Origin of the sequence: Rhodanobacter sp. K2T2, from assembly GCF_013408815.1 — a bacterium.
GTDB lineage: Bacteria > Pseudomonadota > Gammaproteobacteria > Xanthomonadales > Rhodanobacteraceae > Rhodanobacter.
Map to the genome: position 1 here is coordinate 103,574 of NZ_JACCCA010000011.1, position 21,875 is coordinate 125,448.

The following is a 21,875-nucleotide window of genomic DNA, read 5'->3' on the forward strand; positions in this document are numbered from 1 at the left end:
GCACTCACTGGCAATGCTTCCGCTGGTAGCAGTCGACATTGCGATTGTGCGCTTCGAGCGTGCTGGCGAATATGTGCCCGCCGTCGCCGCGAGCGACAAAATACAGGTCGTTACCCGCGGCCGGATGCAGCGCCGCTTCCAGTGCAGGCTTGCCTGGCAGGGCGATCGGCGTCGGTGGCAAGCCGGCGCGGGTATACGTGTTGTACGGCGTATCGGTAGTCAGATCGCTCTTGTGAATATTGCCGGTGTACTGCGCGCCCATGCCGTAGATCACGCTGGGATCGGTCTGCAGCATCATGTGGCTTTCCAGCCGCCGCACGAATACGCCGGCGATGCGCGGACGCTCGTCGGCGCGGCCAGTTTCTTTCTCCACGATCGAGGCCAGAATCAGTGCATCGTACGGCGTGGCCAGCGGCAGATCCTTGTCGCGCAGCGGCCATAGCGCATCGAGCATCTTGCTCATCGCGCCGTGCGCCCGCTTGAGAATATCCAGATCGCTGTCACCTTTCACGTAGGCATAGGTCTCCGGCAGAAAGCAGCCCTCGGGGGCTTCGCCGGCAGCACCGATTTTCTGCATCACGGTGGCGTCGTCCAGCCCCACGCTGTCGTGCCTGAGCTTGTCGGCATGGACCAGCGCCTGACGCAGCTCGGCAAAGGTCCAGCCGTCGACGATAGTGAAATTGCGCTGCAGCACCTTGCCGGCGGCCATGTTGGCCAGCAGCTGGCGCGGCGTCATGCCGGCATCGATGGCATATTCACCGGCATGCAGCTTGCCCGCCACGCGCATCTGCTCGGCCAGCAGACGCCAATAAAGTCCGTTGGCATCGCTCACGCCGCGCTGCTGCAGGTCCGTCACGATATTCCGGAAACCCGTGCCGCGCGCAATATCGATGCTTTCGCCCGGCGCCGCGACATGCAGCGGCGCGCTGGTAAAGCGGTTGTAATCGTAGGCGCCGTAGGCCACCCCGCCGACGATGATCAGCAGCACGATCGTCCACAGCGACTTCGCCAACGCGCCGCCTTTTATCGTTCTGCGGCTCATCCTGCCTGCTCCATCGAAAACCCCAGTGTGTGCCAATGCTGCTGAACTTTGCGGGTGATGGTACCCGGCGCATACACACGATCGCCGAGCAAGCTTACCGGCACGATGCCCCGCACGCTGGAGGTCAGAAAGATTTCCTCGGCCATCCGCAGCGCATCCAGCGAAATATCGCCGATTTGCGCCTGCGGAAATGCCTGCAACACCTCGGCGCGCGCCACGCCGGCGACGCCGCAGCGATCCACCGACGGCGTTAGCAGCGCACCGTCGATGACGGCAAAAACGTTGGCCATGGTGGCGCAGACGACACGGTCGTCGCTGTCGCAGAGCAAGCCCTCGGCAACCGCCGGCTCGTTCCACTCGGCGCGCGCCAGCACCTGCTCCAACCGATTGAGATGCTTGATGCCGGCAAGCGCGGGTTGCGCTGCCATTCGCAGCTCGCACAGACGAACGCACACGCCATCCGCATAATTTTCCGATGGCACGACGGGCGCCGCGAAAGCTGCCACGATGCGGGTCATCGACGGCCGCGCCGGGGGTGCGTAGCCGCGCTCGCCTACGCCGCGGGTCAACGTGATGCGCACGACGGCGTGCGGCAGATCACGACGGACAGCACTCGCTTCTTCCCAGAGCTGTCCGGGGTCGGGTGCCGGCATGCGCAGACGTCGGCAGCTCTCGTCGAGCCGCCGCATATGCCGCTGCCACAGCGGCGCTTTTGCGCCGACGAAGCGGATGCTTTCGAACAGCCCGTCGCCGTAGGCCAGCCCGCGATCCATGGGAGAAATCGCGCGCTCGGACGAGCCGTTGATCAGCGTGGCCACGGCCATCAATCCGGCACTCCGAGTGCTCGCAGCAGTCCGCGGGCCTTGGCGCGAGTTTCATCGAGTTCGAGCACAGCCATCGAATCGGCCACGATGCCGGCGCCGGCGCGCAGGCTGACCTCGGCGCCCGACAGCGTCAGCGTGCGGATCAGGATGTTCAGATCGAGGTCGCCGTTGCGATCGAGATAGCCCAGTGCGCCGGTATAGGCGCCGCGCGGAGCGTCTTCCAGTTCGGCGATGATTTCCATGCAGCGCACCTTCGGGCAACCGGTGATGGTGCCGCCCGGAAACGTGGCGGCGATGACTCCGCCGGGCGTGACATCGGCGCGCAGTCGGCCTCTAACATTGGAGACGATGTGGTGAACGTGGGCATAACTCTCTACCGCCATCAGCTCGTCGACCTCGACCGTGCCGGGCACGCAAACGCGGCCCAGATCGTTACGCTCCAGATCGATCAGCATCACATGCTCGGCGCGTTCTTTCGAATGGGCGGTGAGTTCGCGAATGCGCTCCCCATCATCATCGCCCGGCAGGCGTGCGCGCGTGCCCGCGATCGGTCGGGTCTGCGCCAGACCCTGCCGCACCTCGACCAGCCGCTCCGGCGACGAGCTCACCACCGCCCACTCAGGCTGCTGCAGCAAGCCGGCAAACGGTGCGGGATTGGCCTGTCGCAGTTGACGGTAAAGCGACGCGGGCGACGGCGCTTCGGCGTACTGCGCATGCCAGGCACGCGACAGGTTTACCTGAAAAATATCGCCGGAGCGCAGATATTCGTGGATGCGTTCCACGCCGTTGAGAAACGACTCGGGCGCATCCTCACGCCATGCCTTCAACGGCGGCAATGGAGGAATCGGCGGCGCCGCAGCGAGATCGGTCTCGAGCTGATCGAGCAAGCTTTCGTCACCCGCTTCGGCGATCAGAAACGTGCAATCGCGAACGTGATCGACGATGACCGCCGCAGGACAACGAACGGCCAACGCCACGGGTAGAGACGACGGTGGACGCAGCCGCAGGCGCGGCTCGATTTCACCGGCAAGTTCATAAGCCAGCAGGAGCACCCAACCGCCATGAAACGGCAGCTGATCATCCTCGGCGTATGCAACGCGCTCCGCTCTCCATGCAGCGTCCAGCGCATCGAGAAAGGCACTGCCAACAACCTGCCCTGCTCCATCGCGCACGATGCCATCGGCAAGCAGCGTCAGCGCCTCACGCGGAAACGCAAACAAGATGTCGTAACGCGACTGCGCTGTGCCGCGCACCACGCTTTCGAGCAGGCAGGGATAGCGCGCCGGAAAGGCGGCGGCCGGCGCGAGCAGATCGCGCCGGCCGCCGAGAACTCGCCGGCTGAGCGCCGGACCGTGCTTTTCCACGCTCAGACGCGGCGAAATGCCAGCGTGCCGTTGGTGCCGCCAAAGCCGAACGAGTTGGAAATCGCCACGTCGATCTTGGCCTCGCGCGCGGTGTTCGGCACGAAATCCAGATCGCAGCCTTCGCTGGGCTCGTCGAGATTGATCGTCGGCGGCAGCACCTGATCGCGCAGCGCCAGGATCGAAAAGATCGCCTCGACGCCACCGGCCGCACCGAGCAGATGCCCGGTGGTCGACTTGGTCGAACTCATCGCCAGCTTATAGGCGTGATCGCCAAAGACCGTTTTTGCTGCCATTACTTCGCCAAGATCGCCCAGCGGCGTCGAGGTGCCGTGCGCGTTCACATACTGCACGTCGGACGCGTTGAGGCCGGCATCGTTCAACGCGGTCTGCATGCAGCGCGCCGCGCCTTCGCCGCCTTCGCTCGGCGCGGTCATGTGGAAGGCGTCGCCGCTCATGCCGAAGCCGACCAGCTCGGCATAGATGTGGGCACCGCGCGCCTTGGCGTGTTCGTATTCTTCCAGCATCAATACGCCGGCGCCGTCGGACAGCACGAAGCCGTCGCGGTCCTTGTCCCACGGACGGCTGGCCTTGGTCGGCTCGTCGTTGCGGGTAGACATGGCCTTGGCCGAGCAGAAGCCGGCCATTGCCGTGCCGGTGGTCGCAAATTCGGTACCGCCGGCAATCATCGCGTCGGCGTCGCCGTACTGGATCATTCGCGCCGCCAAGCCAATGTTATGCGAGCCCGTGGTGCAGGCGGTGACGCAGGCAATATTCGGCCCCTTCAGGCCGAACATGATCGACAACTGGCCGGAAACCATGTTGATGATCGAGCTTGGCACATAGAACGGCGACACCTTGCGCGGGCCTTTGGCGGCCAGATCGAGCGTGGTGGCTTCGATCGTGTACAGCCCGCCGATGCCGGCGCCCACGGCCACACCGATACGCGGCGCGTTGGCCTCGGTGATCTCCAGACCGGAATCCTTCAGTGCCTGCGTGCCGGCCGCCACACCGTAGTGGATGAAAGGGTCCATCTTCTTGACGTCTTTCGCCGCCATCCACTGGGCCGGGTCAAAATCGCTGACCTGACCGGCGATGCGGGTGGCGTAGGCAGAAGCATCGAAATGCGTGACCGGGACGATGCCACTGATCCCTTTGACGACGCGATCCCATGCGCTGGCAATGTCGTTGCCAACCGGGGAAATGATGCCCATGCCAGTGACTACTACTCGACGCTTGCTCATGCTGTGTTCCTTGGTAATCCGTCAATCCGCAGTGGTTGGTCAAACGGCGCATCGGCGAGCGGCGCATTCGATAGATACGTCATCGGCAGCAACGCAGACGCAGCGCGCACCATACGGGATAGGACGTTACAAAATGCAGAAATGAAAACTGCGCCGGTAGAGGCGCAGTGTTCGATGTGGCCAGATCGGTGGTCGGGCAACGTCGCTGCCAGGCTCCGATCCGACCCATGTCGGATCGATCAATCCTTGGAGTGGGCCTTGATGTAATCCACAGCCTGCTGCACGGTGGTGATCTTTTCGGCGTCTTCGTCCGGAATCTCGGTCTCGAACTCTTCCTCGAGTGCCATGACCAGTTCCACCGTATCGAGCGAATCAGCGCCCAGATCGTCTACGAACGACGCGTTCGCCGTGACTTCATCTTCCTTTACGCCCAGCTGTTCGATGACGATTTTCTTGACGCGCTCTTCGATGGTGCTCATGTTGCCCATACCTCTCAAGGAGTAGTTGTTTGTCCATGCAGGCGAGTGCCTGCACAAGCCCGGCGGCATTGTAGTGGCTTCGCCGGGAAGCCGCCACGATGTGCCGATGATACGTAGTGACGGCCGAGTCGACCGTCACGAAAGGGTAATTGTCGCCTAAAACGTGCCCGCTGGCGACCACCCGGTCCACAGGCCTCAGGAGCGTGTCGGACTTTAGCTGGCCGGGCCGCAAATAGGCCTCGACCGCTAAAGCCCGATAGGCTCCTACGGCATATACATGCCGCCGTTGACGTGAAGGGTTTCGCCGGTGATGTACGCCGCCGCGGGCGAGGCCAGAAAGCCCACCGCCTTGGCGATATCGGCCACGTCACCGAGCCGACCCAGCGCGATCTGTCCCAGCAGCGCCTGCTTCGACTCTTCCGGCAGCGCCTTGGTCATGTCGGTATCGATAAAACCGGGTGCCACCACGTTCACCGTGATGCCGCGCGAGCCGATCTCGCGCGCCAGCGACTTGGAGAACGCGATGATGCCGGCCTTGGCCGCTGCGTAATTGGACTGGCCCGGATTGCCGGTCAGCCCGATCACCGAGGCGATCGAAATGATGCGACCCTTGCGTGCCTTCATCATGCCGCGCATCACCGCCTTCGACGTGCGATAGACCGAGCTGAGATTGGTATCGAGGATCACGTTCCAGTCTTCTTCGCGCATACGCATCAGCAGCTGATCGCGGGTAATGCCGGCGTTGTTGACGAGAATCGAAATCGCGCCGAACTCCTTGCCGATACCGTCGACCAGCGCCTCGACCGCCGCGCTGTCGGTGACGTTCAGCACGCGGCCGTGCCCGCCGCTGGCGGCCAGCCTCTCGCCGATGGCCGCCGCGCCGCTTTCGCTGGTCGCCGTGCCGATGACCGTGGCGCCCATGGCAGCCAGCTCGTCGGCGATGGCGGCACCGATGCCGCGACTGGCGCCGGTGACCAGCGCGATTTCACCTTGCAGGGTATTGCTCATCGATTTGTCCTGATGTTCGCGGAGTGAAGATTGCTATCGAAAAAAGCGTGCCCGGTCAGACCCATTCGGCAACGGCGGTGTCGATATCGGTCGGCGTACCGATGGCGCGCGCTTCGAGACTCTTGTCGATACGCTTGATCAGACCGGTCAATACCTTGCCCGGACCGCACTCGGCCAGTCGCGTGGCACCGCCGCTGGCCAGCGCCTGCACGCACTGCGTCCAGCGCACCGGCAGATACAGCTGGCGCTGCAGCGCGCTGCGGATATCGTCGACGGTGGTATATTTCCTGGCTTCGGCGTTCTGCACGACCGGAGTCGACGGCAGCCGCCATGAAATCGACGCCATCCGCTCACCCAGACGATCGGCCGCATCGCGCATCAGCGCACAATGCGATGGCACCGACACGGCGAGCTTGATGGCCTTCTTTACGCCCAGTTCGGCCAGCCGCGCCAGCGCGCGATCGACCGCCTCGGCATTGCCGGCGATCACCAGCTGGCCGGGCGAATTGAAGTTGGCCGGCGCGACCACCTGACCCTGCGCGACCTCTTCGCATACGGCGGCAATCTGCGCATCGTCACCGCCGAGAATCGCCGCCATGGCGCCGACGCCGGCCGGTACCGCCGCCTGCATCAAACGTCCGCGCTCGGCGACCAGCGACGCGGCATCGTGCAAAGACAGCGCATTGGCGCATACGAGGGCGCTGTATTCGCCCAGGCTGTGGCCCGAGAACTGCGACGGCTGTGCGCCACCGAGCTTCTGCCAGACACGCCACACCGCCACGCTGGCGGCCAGCAGGGCCGGCTGAGTATTTTCGGTGCGATTGAGCTGATCTTCCGGCCCGTGCGCGGCCAGGTTCCATAGATCGAGACCGGCACCCTGCGACGCCTCCTCAAACGAGGCCTGCACTTCCGGGTGTGCAGCGGCCAGCTCGGCCAGCATGCCGACCGACTGCGAACCCTGGCCGGGAAAAACAAAAGCGAGCGAGGCGGACTTTGCGTTCATGAGTCGAGCGAATTCGTTCGGAGAAAACCGCCATGGTGCCAGCATCTGCCGCCATACGCAGCTGTATCCGGCAACGCCGGACCGAAACGCAACGATGCCGCACGGAGGCGGCATCGATGGGTGAAGCTGGAAAACAGTGGAGTCGCTATCAATAACGCAGCAGCGCGGAGGCCCAGGTAAAGCCGCCGCCGAACGCTTCCAGCAACAGGTTCTGGCCACGTTGCACCTTGCCCGAGCGCACGGCGTGATCCAGCGCCAGCGGCACCGAGCCGGACGAGGTATTGGCGTGCTGGTCGACCGTGACAATCACACGATCCATCGACATCTTCAGACGCTTGGCGGTGGCTTCGATGATGCGCAGATTGGCCTGATGGGGAATCAACCAGTCGATGTCCGACTCCTGCATGCCGGCGGCCTGCAGGGTTTCGTCGACCAGCGAGTCGAGCGTCTTCACCGCAACCTTGAATACTTCGCGGCCAGCCATACGGATGCGCACACCGTGATTCGGCTCGTCGGTAAAGCCGACCGATACGCCGACCGGGTTGTACAGCAGATTCTTGTGGCCGCCATCGGCATGCAGGCAGGTGGCGTAAATGCCCGGTTCGCTCGACGCTTCCAGCACGACGGCACCAGCGCCGTCACCGAACAGCACGCAGGTTTCGCGCTCTGTCCAGTCGACCATGCGAGTCAGCGTTTCGGCACCGATCACCAGCACCTTCTTCGATGCTCCGCTCTTGATGAACTTGTCGGCGACGCCCAGCGCATAGACGAAACCCGAACAGGCCGCATTGACGTCGAACGCCGCGCAGCCGTTGGCGCCGAGCCGATGCTGCACCAGGCAGGCGGTCGACGGAAAAATCAGGTCGGGCGTAGTGGTGCCCAGTACGATCAGATCGAGCTCGGATGCCTTGACGCCGGCGGCCTCCAGCGCGCGCTGCGCGGCGTCGAAAGCGAGGTCGCCGGTCGTCTGGCCGTCCGCCGCGATGTGACGCTGGCGAATGCCGGTACGCGTGCGTATCCACTCGTCACTCGTATCGACGATCTTTTCCAGATCGGCGTTGGTTACCACGCGCTCGGGCAAGGCGCTGCCGGTCGCGATAATGCGGGAGTAGATCTGGGTCATCGTTTATCCATCAACCAAAGCTCGGGTATCGCGCAGCATTGCAGCGTCGAAATCAACTGCGCCACGTTACTTTCCACCGGGTAGAAACGCAAAACGGCGCGTCATCGCGCCGTTTCGCCTTCATGGACACCATCGGGAACCGGGTAGGGTTCCCGACGAACCATCAATCGTCGACCGACACCGCACCCTTGGTTTCAATCACTTTCTTGCCACGGTAGTAGCCGTCCTTGGTGACGTGGTGGCGCAGATGCACCTCGCCGCTGGTCGGATCGGTGGACAGCTGCACGGTCTTCAGCGAGTCGTGCGAACGACGCATGCCGCGGGTGGACGGGGTACGGCGGCTCTTGGCAACTGCCATGGCATTTCTCCAACAGAAAACTTGAGTGGTCTGAATCAACGTGACCTGGATCGACGACCCGGGCCGGTGGCTATTTCTTGTAGTTACTTCTTCAGTTCGCGCAAGACCGCAAACGGATTCTCCGAACGCCCCTCGCCGGAAGATTCCTCTTCCGACTCGTGGCTTGTCACTTCGTCGGGCAGCCTGCTTTCCGGATTGACCGGCACCAGCGGCAACGCCAACAACAATTCATCTTCTATGACATCGGCCAGACTCATCCGGCCATCGTCAGGAACCAGCAGCGGCTCGCACTCAGGCGGCAAACCCGCTTCGTCGCGCTCATGCTTGATCAAGCCCAGTCGCGTATTCACTACCACCGGCAACGCAAACGGTTCGAGCGAACGCTGGCAAACCACACTCAGCGATGCCTGCGCGCGAACGTCGACGTAGCTGATGCCGAGGCTGTCACGGCCAAAATCCATGCCGTATTCCACCAACCCATCAGTCGACGACAGTGCCTCGCACAGGCGCGCCAAGGTCGCGATAGGTAGCGTTCCTTCAAACGAACGCCGCGCCGAAACCATGCGCCAAGCGTCCACGGACTCTGGCAGCGTCACGGACATAATCTGTAAATGTTAGGTTTCCGGCGCGCTTAAGTCAACTGATACGGTTGAAAAGCGGACTTAATTCGCTGAATTGGCCAGGTATTTTGCCCTACCCAGTCGCTATACGGCAAACTGCAGGGCATTGCAGCCGAGCCCGAGTGTCGTGAATGCCCAATTTGACGCTCGGCGCAGCCACCATCGCCGTACTTGTTATTGCTGTGGCAGCCTGGATGGCCTTGTCTCGTCGCCGCCAGGCAAAGCGCACCGCTAGCCTTCAGCATCTGCTCGACCTGGCCGACCGGCTCGAGGTAGACCTCAAGACCTGTCGCAGCGGCCTACAGCAGGCCCATGCCGTGATGTCGCTCAACCCCGATCTGCCGGCAGCCAGCGAGCAGGACGCGCAAAACGCGATCGACGCCGGCCTGCGCGCTCTGCTGCAGCAACGGCTGTGGATACGCGACCGTTCGTCTCGAGCGAGCGAGCGCGAGCTGGACGAGGCGGCACTGTCGATGACGGCCGCCCGAAATCGCCTGCAGCCGCTGCTGCAGGCGCTGACTCAGGCCCAACGCGATCTCAACAGCGCCATGCGGGAGCACATCCGCCGCGAGCCGGAAGCGTGAGCACCGATCGGGAACGTGCGGTAAGCATCGTGCTTGGATCGACCTCGCGCTATCGCGCCGAGCTTCTGCGACGGCTGATTGTCGACTTCGAACAGCGAGCGCCGGGCACCGATGAGGCGGCGCTCGCGGGCGAAACAGCCAGCACGCGGGCCTTACGGCTAGCGGTAGCAAAGGCGCAGGCGGCGGCCGAGGGGCTGCAAGATGCGCTGGTGCTCGGCTCGGATCAGGTGGCCGAACTCGACGGGCTGACGTTGGACAAGCCCGGTAGTGTCGAAAACGCCTGCCGTCAATTGGCCATGAGCTCCGGCCGCATCGTGCAGTTCCACACGGCGCTGTGCGTGCTCGATACACGCGACGGCAGCCGGCATACGCATGTCGATCTCACCCGCGTGCATTTTCGCCGACTCGATCGGGCCGAGATCGAGCGCTATGTCGAACGCGAGAAGCCGATCGACTGCGCCGGCAGCTTCAAATGCGAAGGACTGGGCATCAGCTTGTTCGAGCGCATCGACAATCGGGATCCCAGCGCGCTGATCGGACTGCCGCTGATCGCGCTAGCGCGGCTGTTGCGCGAGTGCGGACTCGTCATCCCGTAACACGCTGGCTACGCAGCAGCATTCTGGATTATCTGCGTACCTCGCTCATTTCGTCGCACGCTCTAGGCATCCGAGCAAAATATCGCCAACAGGCGAAGGCGAAAGCTACACTGGCTCAGCCCTGCGTATGCCGCTTCGACCTCCCGCCAAACCCAAGAAGACCCATGGCCGCCACTATCCAGCCGCGCGACGAGACTCTGCAAAAACACCTTGAAGCCGCGATGACTCAGGTCAATCAGGTTCTGCTGGGTAAGCCGCGGCAGGTGAAACTGGCCTTCGCCTGCCTCATCGCCGGCGGCCATTTGTTGCTGGAAGACGTGCCGGGCGTCGGCAAAACCACCCTCGCCCATGCGCTGGCCGCAACGTTTGCGCTGGAATTTCAGCGAGTGCAGTTCACCAGCGACCTGCTGCCGTCGGACATCATCGGCGTCAGCATCTACGAGCGTGAAACCGCGACCTTCCGCTTTCATCCCGGCCCGATCTTCACCGGACTGCTGCTGGCCGACGAAATCAATCGCGCCAGCCCGAAGACGCAGAGCGCGCTGCTGGAGGCGATGGCCGAAAATCAGGTGACCGTGGATGGCCAGACGCATACGCTGCCGCCGCCGTTTTTCGTCGTGGCGACGCAGAACCCGCTCGACCTCAACGGCACCTTTCCCCTGCCCGACTCGCAGCTCGATCGCTTTATGCTGCGCCTGTCGCTGGATTATCCCGACGCTGCCGCCGAACGATCGCTACTGACCGGCAGCGATCGTCGCGATCTGCTGGCGCAGCTCACGCCGCAGCTCGATGGTGCGGCGCTGCTCGCACTGAACCGGCAGTCGCAAGCGATCACCGCCAGCGCCGCCCTGCTCGACTATCTGCAGGCCCTGCTGGCCGCCAGCCGCCGGCATGCCGATATCCGCGTAGGTCTGTCACCACGCGCTGGTCTAGCGCTGTTGGCCGCCGCGCGCGCCTGGGCCTTGCTGAGCAACCGTTCGCATGTACTGCCCGAAGATATCCAGGCCCTGTTCGTGCCGCTGGCGGCGCATCGCCTGCTGCCGGCACGTGGCGCCAACGGTGATCTGCTGGCGCGCCAACTGCTGGCCGAGGTGGCGGTGGATTGATGCGCGGCATGCTGCAGCGCCTGCAAACCTGGGCCGAGCGTCGTCTGCCTGCGCTGACCCGTTACCGTCGCCCGGAGACGCTGCCGATCGAACTGCATCGGCGGCGCATTTATATTGTGCCGACGATGTTCGGCCTGGGCTTTTCCATTCTGCTCCTGGTCATGCTGGTCGGTGCGCTCAACTATTCGAACAATGCGGCCCTGCTGCTGACCTGCCTGCTCGGCGCGGCGAGCTCGACCAGCATGCTGTTCGGATTCCGCAGCCTCGACGGCTTGCGGCTGACGCAGATTCGCGCGGGGCATGCGGTAGCCGGCCAGCCGATCGAGCTGACCCTGACCTTCGAGACGCTGCGCACACGCAGCGCGATCCGCCTCGATATCGATGACGCGTTCACTGCGTTTGCCATCGACGCCAACGGCACCGCGGCCGTGAAGCTGACCCTGCAGACCTTTGATCGCGGCTGGCTGCCGCTGCCGCGCATCCGCCTTTGGACGACCTGGCCGCTGGGGCTGTTTCGCGCGTGGAGCTGGCTGCATCCGGATCAATCCGTGCTGGTGTGGCCGCGATCGGAATTGTCCGGTCCCCCGCCGCGAGCGCCGGCGGACGATGCGCGGCACATGCGGCTCTACCGCGGTGATGAACTGGCGGCGTTGCGCGAGTACCGCCCGGGCGACCCGCAACGCCACATCGCGTGGAAGGCCAGCGCGCATCACGACAATCTGCTGGTCAAGGACTTCGAGCAGCCGCAGAGCCGCCCGCAGTGGCAGCTCGACTGGCGGCTGCTCACGAGCATGGACAGCGAGTCGCGGATCGCCCGGCTGGCGCGCTGGATCGGCGAGGCGCAGGCCGAACGACGCAGCTACAGCCTATGGGTGCCGGGCACCGAAATTGCCGCCAGCAGCGGCCCACTGCACTATGCCAACTGCATGAGCACGCTGGCGCAATTGCCATGATGGCCGTCGACCTGACGTCCTGGATACGACGCAAGAAATCCGTCGAGCCGGCGATCGACAACCGTACATTCGACCTGCTCAGCATCACCGTTGCGCTGGTGCTGGTGGTACACGCTTCGCATCTGCCGTGGTGGCTGAGCATCGGGTTGGCGTTGATCCTCGGCTGGCGCTGGTGGCAGCGGCGACAACAGACGGGTCGCGTGCCGGCGTGGCTGAAGATACCCGTGCTGGCCTTGCTCACCCTGGCGGTGATCATCAGCTACGGCAACATCTTTGGGCGTGAACCGGGCACGGCACTGGCTGTTGGCCTGCTTGTCCTGAAGTTGCTGGAGACGGAAACACCGCGCGACATACGCGTCGGCGCCGGCTTTGCCTGCTTCGCACTGATGAGTGCGCTGCTGATCGACCAGGGTCTGGTCGTCACCTTCGTGGTGGCGATCGGTCTACTGCCGGCGCTGGCGACGCTGCGTGCGCTGGAGCCGGCGCAGCAACAAACCAGTCTGCCGCACACGCTGCTGCCCGGGCTGGGATTGCTGGCTGCGGCGCTGCCGATGGCGCTGCTCGCCTTTCTGCTGGTGCCGCGTTTGAGCGAGCCGCTGTGGGGCGCGCCCACACCGGACGAGGCTCACACCGGCTTGAGCGACAGCATGTCACCGGGCAACTTCACCGATCTGCTGACCGACGATCGCCCCGCCCTGCGTGTGACGTTCGACCGCGAGGTGCCGCCGCCGGACCTGCGCTACTTTCGTGCCTACGTCATGTGGGAGTTCGACGGCCGCAGCTGGCGCCGCCCGTTTGTTCGGCGCGGCGAGAATCAATCGGCGACACCGATCGAGGCCGCCACCACAATCGGTTACAGCATCAGCCTCGTGCCCACGCATCAGCGGGTGCTGCCCGCTCTCGATGTGGCGCTGAATGCACCGGCGCAGGCGCAGTTATTGTCGGACCACGAAATAGTGGCCGACAAACCGGTCAACGACCAACTCAGCTACACGCTACGTTCGGCCCTGCGCTATCGCCTGCAACCCGAGCTGGACGATCGCGCACGCCGGCTCGGGCTGCAGCGGCCGATCGGTTTCAATCCGCGCACGCTCGCGTTGGCGACGCAGTGGCGGCAGCAATTCGGCCATAACGATGCTGCCATCGTGCAGGCGGCTTTATCGCTTTTTCACGACGGCGGCTTTCGCTACACGCTGGCGCCGGCATCGCTGGGCCGCGATTCGATCGATGATTTTCTTTTCTTTACACACGAAGGTTTTTGCGAGCACTACTCCTCGGCCTTTACGATGCTGATGCGCGATGCGGGCATTCCTGCGCGCGTGGTCACCGGTTATCAGGGCGGCTTTTGGAACAAGCTAGGTAACTATCTGTTGGTGCGCAACTCCGACGCGCACGCGTGGAGCGAGGTGTGGCTGGAAGGTCGCGGCTGGGTGCGTGTCGACCCCACCGGCGCGGTGCGTCCGGAACGTGTCTCATTGGGCGCGGCAGCGGCGGCCGGCGATCAGCTTTCCTGGTATCGCAACGATTGGCTGCAGGGCGTGCGCAATCGCTGGGACATCGTCAACCGCTGGTGGGATCAAGGCGTTATCGGCTTCGACTCGCTGCGTCAGCGCGGCTTGCTCACTCCGTTTGGCGTGCGCGACATGGATACGGCGACGCTAGGTTTGCTGCTGGCGATCGGCAGCGTGGTTTTTATCGCCATCGGACTGGGTTGGGCGCTGCTGCGTAGAAAGCCACGCGACGAGCTGCGCGAAGCATTGCGCGAGCTGGAAAAAACGCTGGCGCGAAAGGGAATAGTGCGGCGGCCTAGTGAAGGTCCGCAACATTACCTGAGCCGCGCTGCACGCGCGCTGCCGCACCAACGTGATGAACTTGCGACGCTGATGACGCATTACCTTGAACTACGTTATGCAAATGACATACCGGCACCTGAACCGCTGCGCGCCTTCCAGCGCGCGGTGAGGGATTTTCGAGTCGTTAGCGTGGTCAAATGAACCCAATCTGACGGCGTATGCCGTCGTCCTTCCGGAGATGCCGCCATGTCACTCTATCGTCCGCTCGCTCTTGTCGCTGCCATCGCCCTGCTGGGCGGTTGCGTGACGGTGCCGCAGCCGCTGCAAGGCAACTACACCAACATCACCACGGCCAGCGCCCAGCAGGGCGGCGCTGGCGGCACCCGCGTACGCTGGGGTGGCGAGATCATCAAAACCGAACCGGGTCCGCAGGAAACCTGTTTCTATATTCTGTCGCGGCCGTTGGACAGCGAGGCGCGCCCGACACGCGGCGCCAATGATGGCGACAACCAGGGGCGTTTCGTCGCCTGCCGTACCGGCTTCTACGATCCGGAAGTATTCACTCGCGGCCGCGAGCTGACCATCACCGGCACGTTGCACGGCACCGTATCGCAGAAGGTCGGCAACTTCGACTACGCCTATCCGCGCGTCGAGGCCGACGTGGTTTACCTGTGGCCCAAGCGCGTGGCCAATTACGGCTACCCGGGCTACTACGACCCGTTCTGGGGTGGCCCTTGGGGCCCGGGTTACTACGGTGGCTACTGGGGCGGTGGCTGGGGTGGCTACGGCTGGGGCGGCCCGCGCGTCATCGTGGTGCGCCCAGTCCACCACTGAACGCGTCTCGCTCAATTAAAAACGCCGGCTCGATGCCGGCGTTTTTCATTGCCATGTATGATCATTACGCGGGAAATGCAGGAGCCATTTCGGCGAGCGTTGAATCGCCCCACTCGGCTCGGCAGCAGTTCAACCCGGCGGCCAATGCATGTGACGCCCAGCGAGCAAATGCACGTGCAGATGAAACACCGTCTGTCCCCCATCCTCATTGCAGTTGATCACCGTCCGATAGCCCTGCTCGGCAAAACCCTCCTGCTTAGCGTAAGCGGCAGCAGCGAGCAGCAGTTTGCCCAGTAGTTCGGAGTCTGACACTGAGACATCGTTGAGCGTGGCGAACGGTTTTTTCGGAATAAACAACACGTGCACCGGGGCCTGGGGGTTCACGTCGCGAAAAGCCAGCACGTCGTCGCTCTCGAAGACGATGTCCGCGGGAATTTCGCGCCGGATGATTTTGCTGAAAATGGTGTCGCTCATGGCCGGGTTCCTTGGTGGGTTCAATCCAGCAGCTGTCGGCTGCCAAAGGCGTGCGCGAGCGTGCCGCGATCGACATATTCCAGTTCACCGCCAAGCGGCACGCCGTGGGCGAGGCGCGTCGGACGCACCCCGCCCGCCCGCGCCAGCTGGGCGAGATAGTGCGCGGTCGCCTCGCCTTCCACCGTGGGATTGGTGGCGATGATCATTTCTTCGATCTCGCCCTCGCCGAGGCGCTGGGTGAGCTGCGCCAGGCCGAGCTCCTCCGGTCCCAGACCGTCCAGCGGCGACAGCCGGCCCATCAGCACAAAGTACTGACCGCGAAAGCCGGTGGCCTGTTCGATCGCGGCCAGATCCGTCGGCGACTCCACCACGCACAGCACCTGACGGTCGCGGCTGCTGCTGGCACACAGTGGGCACAGCGGGTCCTCGCTGAAGTTTCGGCACTGCGTACAGCGGCCGATGCGCTGCATCGCCTGCTCCAGCGTCGCAGCCAATTTCAGCCCGCGCTCGCGTTCGCGCTCCAGCAAATGGAAGGCCATACGCTGCGCGCTCTTATTGCCTACGCCGGGCAGACAGCGCAGTGCTTCGATCAAATCATTCAGCAGCTTGCTCATGAATGCGCGTAGTCAATCAATGGATACGTCGGGCTCGAACGATCGCAGCTCGATAGGGAATCGATGGCCGAAAAATCAGAACGGCATCTTGAAGCCGGCCGGCAGATTCATCCCTGCCGTCACGCCGCCGAGCTTGTTCTTGCTGACTTCGGCGACCTTGTTCACTGCGTCGTTGATCGCCGCAGCGACCAGATCCTCGGCCATTTCCGGATCATCGGCGAAGGTCTGCCGATCGATCTGCACGCGACGCACTTCATGCGCGCCGGTCATCACGATGCTGACCAGACCGCCGCCGGCGCTGCCGGTAACCTCGAGTTGGGCAATCTCTTCCTGCGCGCGCTTCATGTCTTCCTGCATGCGCTGCGCCTGTTGCATCAGCTGACCGATCTGACCTTTCATGGGTGATACTCCAACGTCGTTATTCAGGGGTTTGGGCTAAAGGGCTTGACGGACTGCGGCACCACGCGGGCGCCGAATTCGCGCTTGAGCGACTGCACCAGTGGATCGCCTTCGATCGACCGCTCCGCCTCGGACTGCGCCGTGTCGCGCGCCTGCGCCGCGCGTGCCGCCGGTGTTTCTGCGATGACGTCCGCGGTAATGCTTACAAAGCGCAAACGAATGCGCTCGCCGAGCGCGTGGCCGATGCGTTCTTCCATCTGGCTGACCATAGGCTCCACCGCCAGGCTCATATGCGCCGGCTGCAGAGCCAGTACCAGCGTATTGCCGTCGCGCTCGCGCAGCAGCGCATTCTGCGCCAGCAGTCCGAACGGACCGCGCAGATTGGCGCGCTCGATCAGGCTTTCCCAATGCGGCAGCCCTTGATCGTCGGTGGCGATGGGCGCGACGGATACTGGCGCAGAAGCTGCCAACGGCTCCGCGCGCGCGACCGGCGCAGGCCCGACTTCCGCCGGCGATGGTGCAGCCGGTGCGGAGCGCGGCGGCGACGCGGACGCACCGGCGGCACGCGGGGGCGCCACGACCGGTGACGACACCGCTGCCGCGGGCCGCTCGGCACGCGTTGCCGACGTACCACCATCGTCAGGCCGAAACGCCAACATGCGCAGCATCGCCATCTCGAAGCCGGTGCGCGCGTCCGGAGCCATCGACAAATCGCGCCGGCCCGAAGTAGCTATCTGGTAATACAGCTGCACGTCTTCCGGCGTCATGCGCTCGGCCAGCGACACCAGCGCGCTATCGTCGGCACCACCCTCTTCGGGCTTGTAACCGGGAATCAGCTGGATCAGCTGCAGGCGATGCAGCACGCTGGCCAGATCGTCGAGCACGCCGCCGAAGTCCGGGGAGTACGAGGCGATCTGCGTGCATTCGGCCAGCAGCCGTTCGCCATCGCCCGCGGCCAGCGCGTCGAGCACGCCGAGCACCTGACCGCGCGCCACGCTGCCGAGCATCGTGCGCACATCGTCGGCATGCAGCGCACCCCCGCCATAGGCAATCGCCTGATCGAGCAGCGACAAACCATCGCGCAGCGAGCCGTCGGCCGCACGCGCCAGTTCGCCGATGGCGCTGTCGTCGTAGGCAATGTTTTCAGCACCCAGAATGTGCCGCATCTGGCCGGAAATCTGTTCCGGCAACAGCCGCTTGAGGTTGAACTTCAGGCAGCGCGACAGCACCGTCACCGGCAGCTTCTGCGGGTCGGTGGTGGCGAGCAGAAACTTCACGTGCGGCGGCGGTTCTTCCAGCGTCTTCAGCAACGCGTTGAACGCATTGCGCGAAAGCATGTGCACCTCGTCGACCAGGTACACCTTGAAACGTCCGCGCGAGGGCGCGTACTGCGCGTTTTCGATGACCTCGCGTACGTCGTCCACGCCAGTGTTGCTGGCCGCGTCGATTTCCAGCAGGTCGACGAAGCGACCCTCATCGACCGAGGTGCAGACCGAGCATTCGCCGCAAGGGTCCGCCGACTGCCCGCGTTCGCAGTTCAGCGACTTGGCGAAGATGCGCGCGATCGTGGTCTTGCCGACGCCACGCGTGCCGGTGAACAGATAGGCGTGGTGCATGCGGCCGGTATCGAGCGCATTGGTGAGCGCGCGCACCACGTGCTCCTGGCCGACCAGTTCGGAGAACTTGCGCGGGCGCCATTTGCGTGCGAGTACCTGATAGGACATGGCTACCAACGTGGGGGCAAAGGGGGATTGTGCCAAGTCGGCGATGGCAAGTCAGTAGCTGTCGCCGTGCAGTGGCAGGCATTCTGCACCCTGGGTGTCGCACGGGCTGCGAGGCGGCCCAAAAGGCGGCGGCCCCGCCAGCCACACCCCGGCACCCGAATCATTCGCTACCGTTGCTTCCTTCCGGACCTGGCGGAGTTTGCGAACTATCGTCGCGGGGGGACCGACGGGGCCACCATAGACGTTACTTCTACATGCGCCGAACCTGAAGTTCGTCGCACTTCACTTCTCAAAAATTGGCGGAGAGAGCGGGATTCGAACCCGCGATACGTTTGACCGTATACACACTTTCCAGGCGTGCTCCTTCAACCACTCGGACACCTCTCCACTTGATGTAACTAAAACGATTGCAACCTTTACGAGCGGGATATGTTCGGCTCATCCTGAGCCTCACCCCTCACTACGTTCGGGGCCAGCCTGCGGCTGTCCAAATTCGTTCCAGACGAATTTGTCGAACCCGCGATACGTTTGACCGTATACACACTTTCCAGGCGTGCTCCTTCAACCACTCGGACACCTCTCCTTGCAACCTCTTCGCCCGGACATCCAGCCCGACAAAGAAGCGGAAGGATAACGTCCGGGGCCATTACAGGCAAGCAAACCTCACATGATTCAACCGGCATCGGCCCTCGGCGGGGCGGGCTGAGCCAGCGCTACGCGTTCGTCGGTGCCCACAACAAGGAATCCGCGGGAAGCGAGCGCAGCCCCATCGGCGGCGCTGCCGTAGTGGTAAAGCAGGCACTGCGCGCGCAGCGAAGCGGTGTATTCGCGTTCGAGATCGTCCACGCCCGTGTGCGAAGGATTGCCGATCAGACCGCAATCGTGCGCGATCAGCTCCGGCCCGCCGGCATACCGGCCCAACACCTCGGGAATCGGCCGCGTGTCGCCCGTATAGACAAAGCTGCCGTCCAGCGCGACACCATACGAGGTCCCCGGCGCATGATGCCGCGTGGCGAACACGTCGAACCACAGCCCCTCCAACCAGAATCCCCGCGTACAGGGAACCAGCCGGAAAGCCTCCCAGTAATTGACGCCACCTTCGGCCAGCGCGCCCGGATAGTCCGCCACGCGCGCCTGCAGCCACGGCAGCAGCGCGGCATGCAGGAAAACCTTGGTATTGCCGCGCAGGCTCTCGTCGAACCACAGCCGAAAAAACAACCGCTCCAGCCCCGCCACATGATCCATATGGGTATGCGTGATGAAGAGTGCATGTGGCGGCTTGCCGTAAGCTGCCTGATAGCGGTCCAGCGTGTCGGGGCCGCAGTCGATCAGCAACAGCGGCTCGCCGTCACGCTCGATCACCGCCGACGAGGAGCCCAGTTCGACCGCATGCGCGGCGCCGACGCCGAGAAAATGCAGATGCCAGTTCATGCGCCAAATGTACGCTGATAGGCCTGCAGCAGGGGCTGCCAGATGGCCTGATCGAATGCCGCATCGCTCGGCACGGCGGCGCCGAGCTTTACCAGCGAACGCCGCAGACGCTGCAGATTGGCAAGCCGCCACGCCTCGGCGGGCACGCGCAGCTCACCGCGATCGAAGTCGATCAGATACAGCTGCGCTGGCGTCACCAGCATATTGTGTGCGTTCAAGTCGGCGTGCCAGATGCCTGCCCGATGGAATCGTGCGATCAGCACGCCGACCTGAGCCGCCATCCCCCCATCGAGTTGCCCGGCGGCGAGGCATTCGGCCAGCGTGCGCGCATCGGCAATACGACGCGTCATCAGGTCGGCGCAATAGTAAAAGCCCCGGCGCCGATAACGCGCGGCCACCGCCTGCGGCCCGGGCAGACCGAGCCGCGCAATGTCGCCGAGCAGGCGAAACTCGGCAAACGCGCGCGTTCGGTCCGCGCCTGTCCACAGGTAACGGTCGCCGAGCAGTGCAGCCACCATGCCGCCGCGACGATAATGCCGCAGCACGCAGTCGCCCGCCGGCGTACCGATCACCGCGACGCCACCGCGCCCGCCGGATTGCTCGTGCAGCGCGCCGCGCGCGCGCCAGTAGTCGGCGGAAAACCAGTCGGCATCGATCGCCGGCGATACATCGGCATCGAACAGGATCACATCGGCTGTATCTTTGAGCGTTCGTTCCTGCATCATCCTGCCTGGTGGCGTCGGTCTGTGACGCCTTGCATGCGCGCCCATGTCAGCCTCCGATTCTAGCCCACGTCCGCCCAATTCAAGCCCGATGACCGCCTCCTCCGCCCTCTCCACGCCATCATCTATCTGTCTGCTGCGTACCTCGGCCATCGGTGACGTCACGCATGTTGTGCCGCTGGTGCGCACGCTGCAGCAGGCGTGGCCGCAAACGTCACTGACGTGGGTCGTCGGCAAGCTCGAGCGCAAGCTGGTCGGCGACCTGCCCGGCGTGGAGTTCGTCACGTTCGACAAAAGCGCGGGCTGGGCCGGCATGCGCGAGGTCCATCGCGCTTTGCACGGGCGGCGCTTCGATGCGCTGCTGCAGATGCAGGTAGCGATGCGATCGAACCTGCTGAGTCTGGGGATCAAGGCTCCGCAGCGCATCGGCTACGACGCGGCGCGCTCGAAAGATCTGCACGGTCTGGTGATCAACCGGCGCATTCCCGCGCGCCGCGGCGAGCATGTCCTCGACGCACTGGGCAGCTTCGTCGAGCCACTGGGTTTGAAACAGACGAAGGTGCGTTGGGATATTCCCGTTCCAGACGAGGCGCACGCCTGGGCGGCCGAGGTATTGCCCGGCGACACGCCAACCTTGCTGATCAGCCCGACCTCCAGCCACGCGCTGCGCAACTGGCGTCCCGAGCGCTACGCCGCCGTCATGGACTACGCTGCCGCGTGCGGCTGGCGTGTAGCCCTGATCGGCGGCCCGTCATCCGGTGAACGTGAGATGGCCGACGCCGTACTGGCCGCTTGCCGGCGCGCGCCGCTGGACCTGACCGGCAAGGACACGCTCAAACGCCTGATGGCCATGCTGGCTCGGGCGCAGCTGGTGCTGACCCCGGACTCGGGCCCGATGCATATGGCCAATGCCGTCGGCACGAAGGTGCTCGGCCTGCACGCCGCGAGCAATCCAGATCGCTCCGGCCCGTATTCGGACCGGCGCTGGTGCGTCGACAAATATGACGCGGCGGCGCAAAAATACTTCGGCAAATCCGCCAGCGAACTGGCCTGGGGCAGCAAGATCGAGCGGCCCGGCGTGATGGACCTGATCGGCGTGGACGACGTGATCGAGCGCTTCGACGCGGCCGCGCTAGACCTAGGCCTGAGCTGATGGCACGGCTCGGATACGCCGTTAGACCGCGCGATAATGCTGGTACGACTTCTCTTCGACCAGCTCCGAACCCAATTTGAGATTGATCTCGCGCTTAAACGCGGCACGCTCGTCGTTGCGGAAATACACCGCGCGCGCCAGCTCGATGAACTCCTGATCGAAGGCCTGCGCACGCTCCTTCATGCGGATCGCGTCCTCGATATCCCACAGCGTCTCGTTGACCGTGTGCAGGCGCTCGCGCTCGTCGGCAATATCGATCTGTGACGCCGAGTCGTTCGCCCACGTCGCGTTGAGCATGTCCAACTCGTTGCGTACGTTGGCCAGCTTGGCGTCGTCGGTGATGCGGCGCGACTTGATTTCGAGAATGGTGATCTTGTCGATCAGCTCGCCGTAGGACACCGGGGTCTGGATAAGGCTCATGGAAAAACTC

Annotated in this window: 24 protein-coding genes, 1 tRNA gene and 1 other RNA gene; 7 read left to right on the forward strand and 19 right to left on the reverse strand. The window is 64.0% G+C overall.

Annotation, left to right across the window (positions count from 1 at the left end):
* Nucleotides 1-4 precede the first annotated feature (4 nt).
* The 10 genes from mltG to HDE78_RS16955 all read right to left on the reverse strand — a co-directional run bounded on the left by mltG (nt 5) and on the right by HDE78_RS16955 (nt 9,044).
* Entirely contained in the window at nt 5-1,042 is a 1,038-nt protein-coding gene (gene mltG / locus HDE78_RS16910) for an endolytic transglycosylase MltG (protein ID WP_179481641.1), read from the reverse strand.
* Entirely contained in the window at nt 1,039-1,866 is an 828-nt protein-coding gene (gene pabC, locus HDE78_RS16915) for an aminodeoxychorismate lyase (protein WP_179481643.1), read from the reverse strand. Before pabC ends, mltG begins: the two co-directional genes overlap by 4 nt.
* On the reverse strand, nt 1,866-3,230 hold the full coding sequence (locus HDE78_RS16920; RefSeq protein ID WP_179481645.1) for an aminodeoxychorismate synthase component I: 1,365 nt from the start codon (nt 3,228-3,230) through the stop codon (nt 1,866-1,868). The genes pabC and HDE78_RS16920 overlap by 1 nt, the downstream gene beginning before the upstream one ends.
* 2 nt (nt 3,231-3,232) lie before the next feature.
* Entirely contained in the window at nt 3,233-4,471 is a 1,239-nt protein-coding gene (fabF, locus tag HDE78_RS16925; RefSeq protein WP_179481646.1) for a beta-ketoacyl-ACP synthase II, read from the reverse strand.
* Between the two features lie 239 nt (nt 4,472-4,710).
* Nucleotides 4,711-4,950, reverse strand: coding sequence for an acyl carrier protein (gene acpP, locus HDE78_RS16930; protein ID WP_007805185.1), 240 nt, complete (start codon nt 4,948-4,950; stop codon nt 4,711-4,713).
* Nucleotides 4,951-5,214: 264 nt separating this feature from the next.
* The gene (gene fabG, locus HDE78_RS16935) at nt 5,215-5,958 is read right to left on the reverse strand and encodes a 3-oxoacyl-ACP reductase FabG (protein WP_179481648.1); all 744 of its coding nucleotides are present in this window, start codon (nt 5,956-5,958) and stop codon (nt 5,215-5,217) included.
* A 55-nt stretch (nt 5,959-6,013) separates the two neighbouring features.
* Nucleotides 6,014-6,961 (reverse strand): ACP S-malonyltransferase, encoded by a 948-nt coding sequence (fabD, locus tag HDE78_RS16940; RefSeq protein WP_179481649.1) that lies wholly within the window; start codon nt 6,959-6,961, stop codon nt 6,014-6,016.
* A gap of 148 nt (nt 6,962-7,109) precedes the next feature.
* A complete protein-coding gene (locus HDE78_RS16945) occupies nt 7,110-8,084 on the reverse strand; it encodes a beta-ketoacyl-ACP synthase III (RefSeq protein WP_179481651.1) in 975 nt (324 codons plus the stop codon).
* A 163-nt stretch (nt 8,085-8,247) separates the two neighbouring features.
* Nucleotides 8,248-8,442 carry a 50S ribosomal protein L32 gene (gene rpmF, locus HDE78_RS16950; protein WP_179481653.1) on the reverse strand — a complete coding sequence of 65 codons (195 nt, stop codon included), beginning with the start codon at nt 8,440-8,442 and terminating at the stop codon, nt 8,248-8,250.
* 83 nt (nt 8,443-8,525) lie between these two features.
* Nucleotides 8,526-9,044 (reverse strand): YceD family protein, encoded by a 519-nt coding sequence (locus HDE78_RS16955; protein WP_255457870.1) that lies wholly within the window; start codon nt 9,042-9,044, stop codon nt 8,526-8,528.
* A 149-nt stretch (nt 9,045-9,193) separates the two neighbouring features.
* Between HDE78_RS16955 and HDE78_RS16960 the strand changes: the two genes are divergently transcribed.
* From HDE78_RS16960 to HDE78_RS16985, 6 genes are all read left to right on the forward strand, one after another.
* A complete protein-coding gene (locus HDE78_RS16960) occupies nt 9,194-9,646 on the forward strand; it encodes a hypothetical protein (protein ID WP_179481655.1) in 453 nt (150 codons plus the stop codon).
* Nucleotides 9,643-10,242: a Maf family nucleotide pyrophosphatase gene (locus tag HDE78_RS16965; protein ID WP_179481657.1), complete on the forward strand. Its 600-nt coding sequence runs from the start codon at nt 9,643-9,645 to the stop codon at nt 10,240-10,242. Before HDE78_RS16960 ends, HDE78_RS16965 begins: the two co-directional genes overlap by 4 nt.
* Before the next feature lie 164 nt (nt 10,243-10,406).
* A complete protein-coding gene (locus HDE78_RS16970; protein ID WP_179481659.1) occupies nt 10,407-11,348 on the forward strand; it encodes an AAA family ATPase in 942 nt (313 codons plus the stop codon).
* Nucleotides 11,348-12,301, forward strand: coding sequence for a DUF58 domain-containing protein (locus HDE78_RS16975; protein WP_179481661.1), 954 nt, complete (start codon nt 11,348-11,350; stop codon nt 12,299-12,301). The genes HDE78_RS16970 and HDE78_RS16975 overlap by 1 nt, the downstream gene beginning before the upstream one ends.
* Nucleotides 12,298-14,295 carry a DUF3488 and transglutaminase-like domain-containing protein gene (locus HDE78_RS16980; RefSeq protein ID WP_255457871.1) on the forward strand — a complete coding sequence of 666 codons (1,998 nt, stop codon included), beginning with the start codon at nt 12,298-12,300 and terminating at the stop codon, nt 14,293-14,295. The genes HDE78_RS16975 and HDE78_RS16980 overlap by 4 nt, the downstream gene beginning before the upstream one ends.
* A 45-nt stretch (nt 14,296-14,340) precedes the next feature.
* Nucleotides 14,341-14,928, forward strand: coding sequence for a Slp family lipoprotein (locus tag HDE78_RS16985; protein ID WP_179481663.1), 588 nt, complete (start codon nt 14,341-14,343; stop codon nt 14,926-14,928).
* Nucleotides 14,929-15,057: 129 nt separating this feature from the next.
* On the opposite strand, the gene HDE78_RS16990 is transcribed toward HDE78_RS16985, so the two are convergent.
* The 8 genes from HDE78_RS16990 to HDE78_RS17025 all read right to left on the reverse strand — a co-directional run bounded on the left by HDE78_RS16990 (nt 15,058) and on the right by HDE78_RS17025 (nt 20,292).
* Nucleotides 15,058-15,402 (reverse strand): histidine triad nucleotide-binding protein, encoded by a 345-nt coding sequence (locus tag HDE78_RS16990; protein WP_179481665.1) that lies wholly within the window; start codon nt 15,400-15,402, stop codon nt 15,058-15,060.
* A gap of 20 nt (nt 15,403-15,422) precedes the next feature.
* Complete coding sequence (recR, locus tag HDE78_RS16995; protein WP_179481666.1) at nt 15,423-16,016, reverse strand: recombination mediator RecR; 594 nt, start codon at nt 16,014-16,016, stop codon at nt 15,423-15,425.
* Between the two features lie 75 nt (nt 16,017-16,091).
* Nucleotides 16,092-16,415 (reverse strand): YbaB/EbfC family nucleoid-associated protein, encoded by a 324-nt coding sequence (locus HDE78_RS17000; RefSeq protein WP_179481668.1) that lies wholly within the window; start codon nt 16,413-16,415, stop codon nt 16,092-16,094.
* Between the two features lie 23 nt (nt 16,416-16,438).
* Nucleotides 16,439-18,139: a DNA polymerase III subunit gamma/tau gene (gene dnaX, locus HDE78_RS17005; protein ID WP_179481670.1), complete on the reverse strand. Its 1,701-nt coding sequence runs from the start codon at nt 18,137-18,139 to the stop codon at nt 16,439-16,441.
* Between the two features lie 132 nt (nt 18,140-18,271).
* Nucleotides 18,272-18,368: signal recognition particle sRNA small type (ffs, locus tag HDE78_RS17010), an RNA gene on the reverse strand.
* A gap of 68 nt (nt 18,369-18,436) precedes the next feature.
* Nucleotides 18,437-18,526: transfer RNA gene (locus tag HDE78_RS17015), tRNA-Ser, on the reverse strand.
* 285 nt (nt 18,527-18,811) lie between these two features.
* Nucleotides 18,812-19,570 carry an MBL fold metallo-hydrolase gene (locus tag HDE78_RS17020; protein ID WP_179481672.1) on the reverse strand — a complete coding sequence of 253 codons (759 nt, stop codon included), beginning with the start codon at nt 19,568-19,570 and terminating at the stop codon, nt 18,812-18,814.
* Nucleotides 19,567-20,292, reverse strand: a complete 726-nt coding sequence (locus tag HDE78_RS17025; protein ID WP_179481674.1) for a 3-deoxy-D-manno-octulosonic acid kinase — start codon at nt 20,290-20,292, stop codon at nt 19,567-19,569. The genes HDE78_RS17020 and HDE78_RS17025 overlap by 4 nt, the downstream gene beginning before the upstream one ends.
* Nucleotides 20,293-20,383: 91 nt before the next feature.
* On the opposite strand from HDE78_RS17025, the gene HDE78_RS17030 reads away from it, so the two are divergent.
* A complete protein-coding gene (locus HDE78_RS17030) occupies nt 20,384-21,445 on the forward strand; it encodes a glycosyltransferase family 9 protein (protein ID WP_179481676.1) in 1,062 nt (353 codons plus the stop codon).
* 21 nt (nt 21,446-21,466) lie between these two features.
* Here the strand turns inward: HDE78_RS17030 and HDE78_RS17035 are convergent, their stop codons facing one another.
* Complete coding sequence (locus HDE78_RS17035) at nt 21,467-21,865, reverse strand: DUF6165 family protein (RefSeq protein ID WP_179481677.1); 399 nt, start codon at nt 21,863-21,865, stop codon at nt 21,467-21,469.
* Between the last annotated feature and the right edge of the window lie 10 nt (nt 21,866-21,875).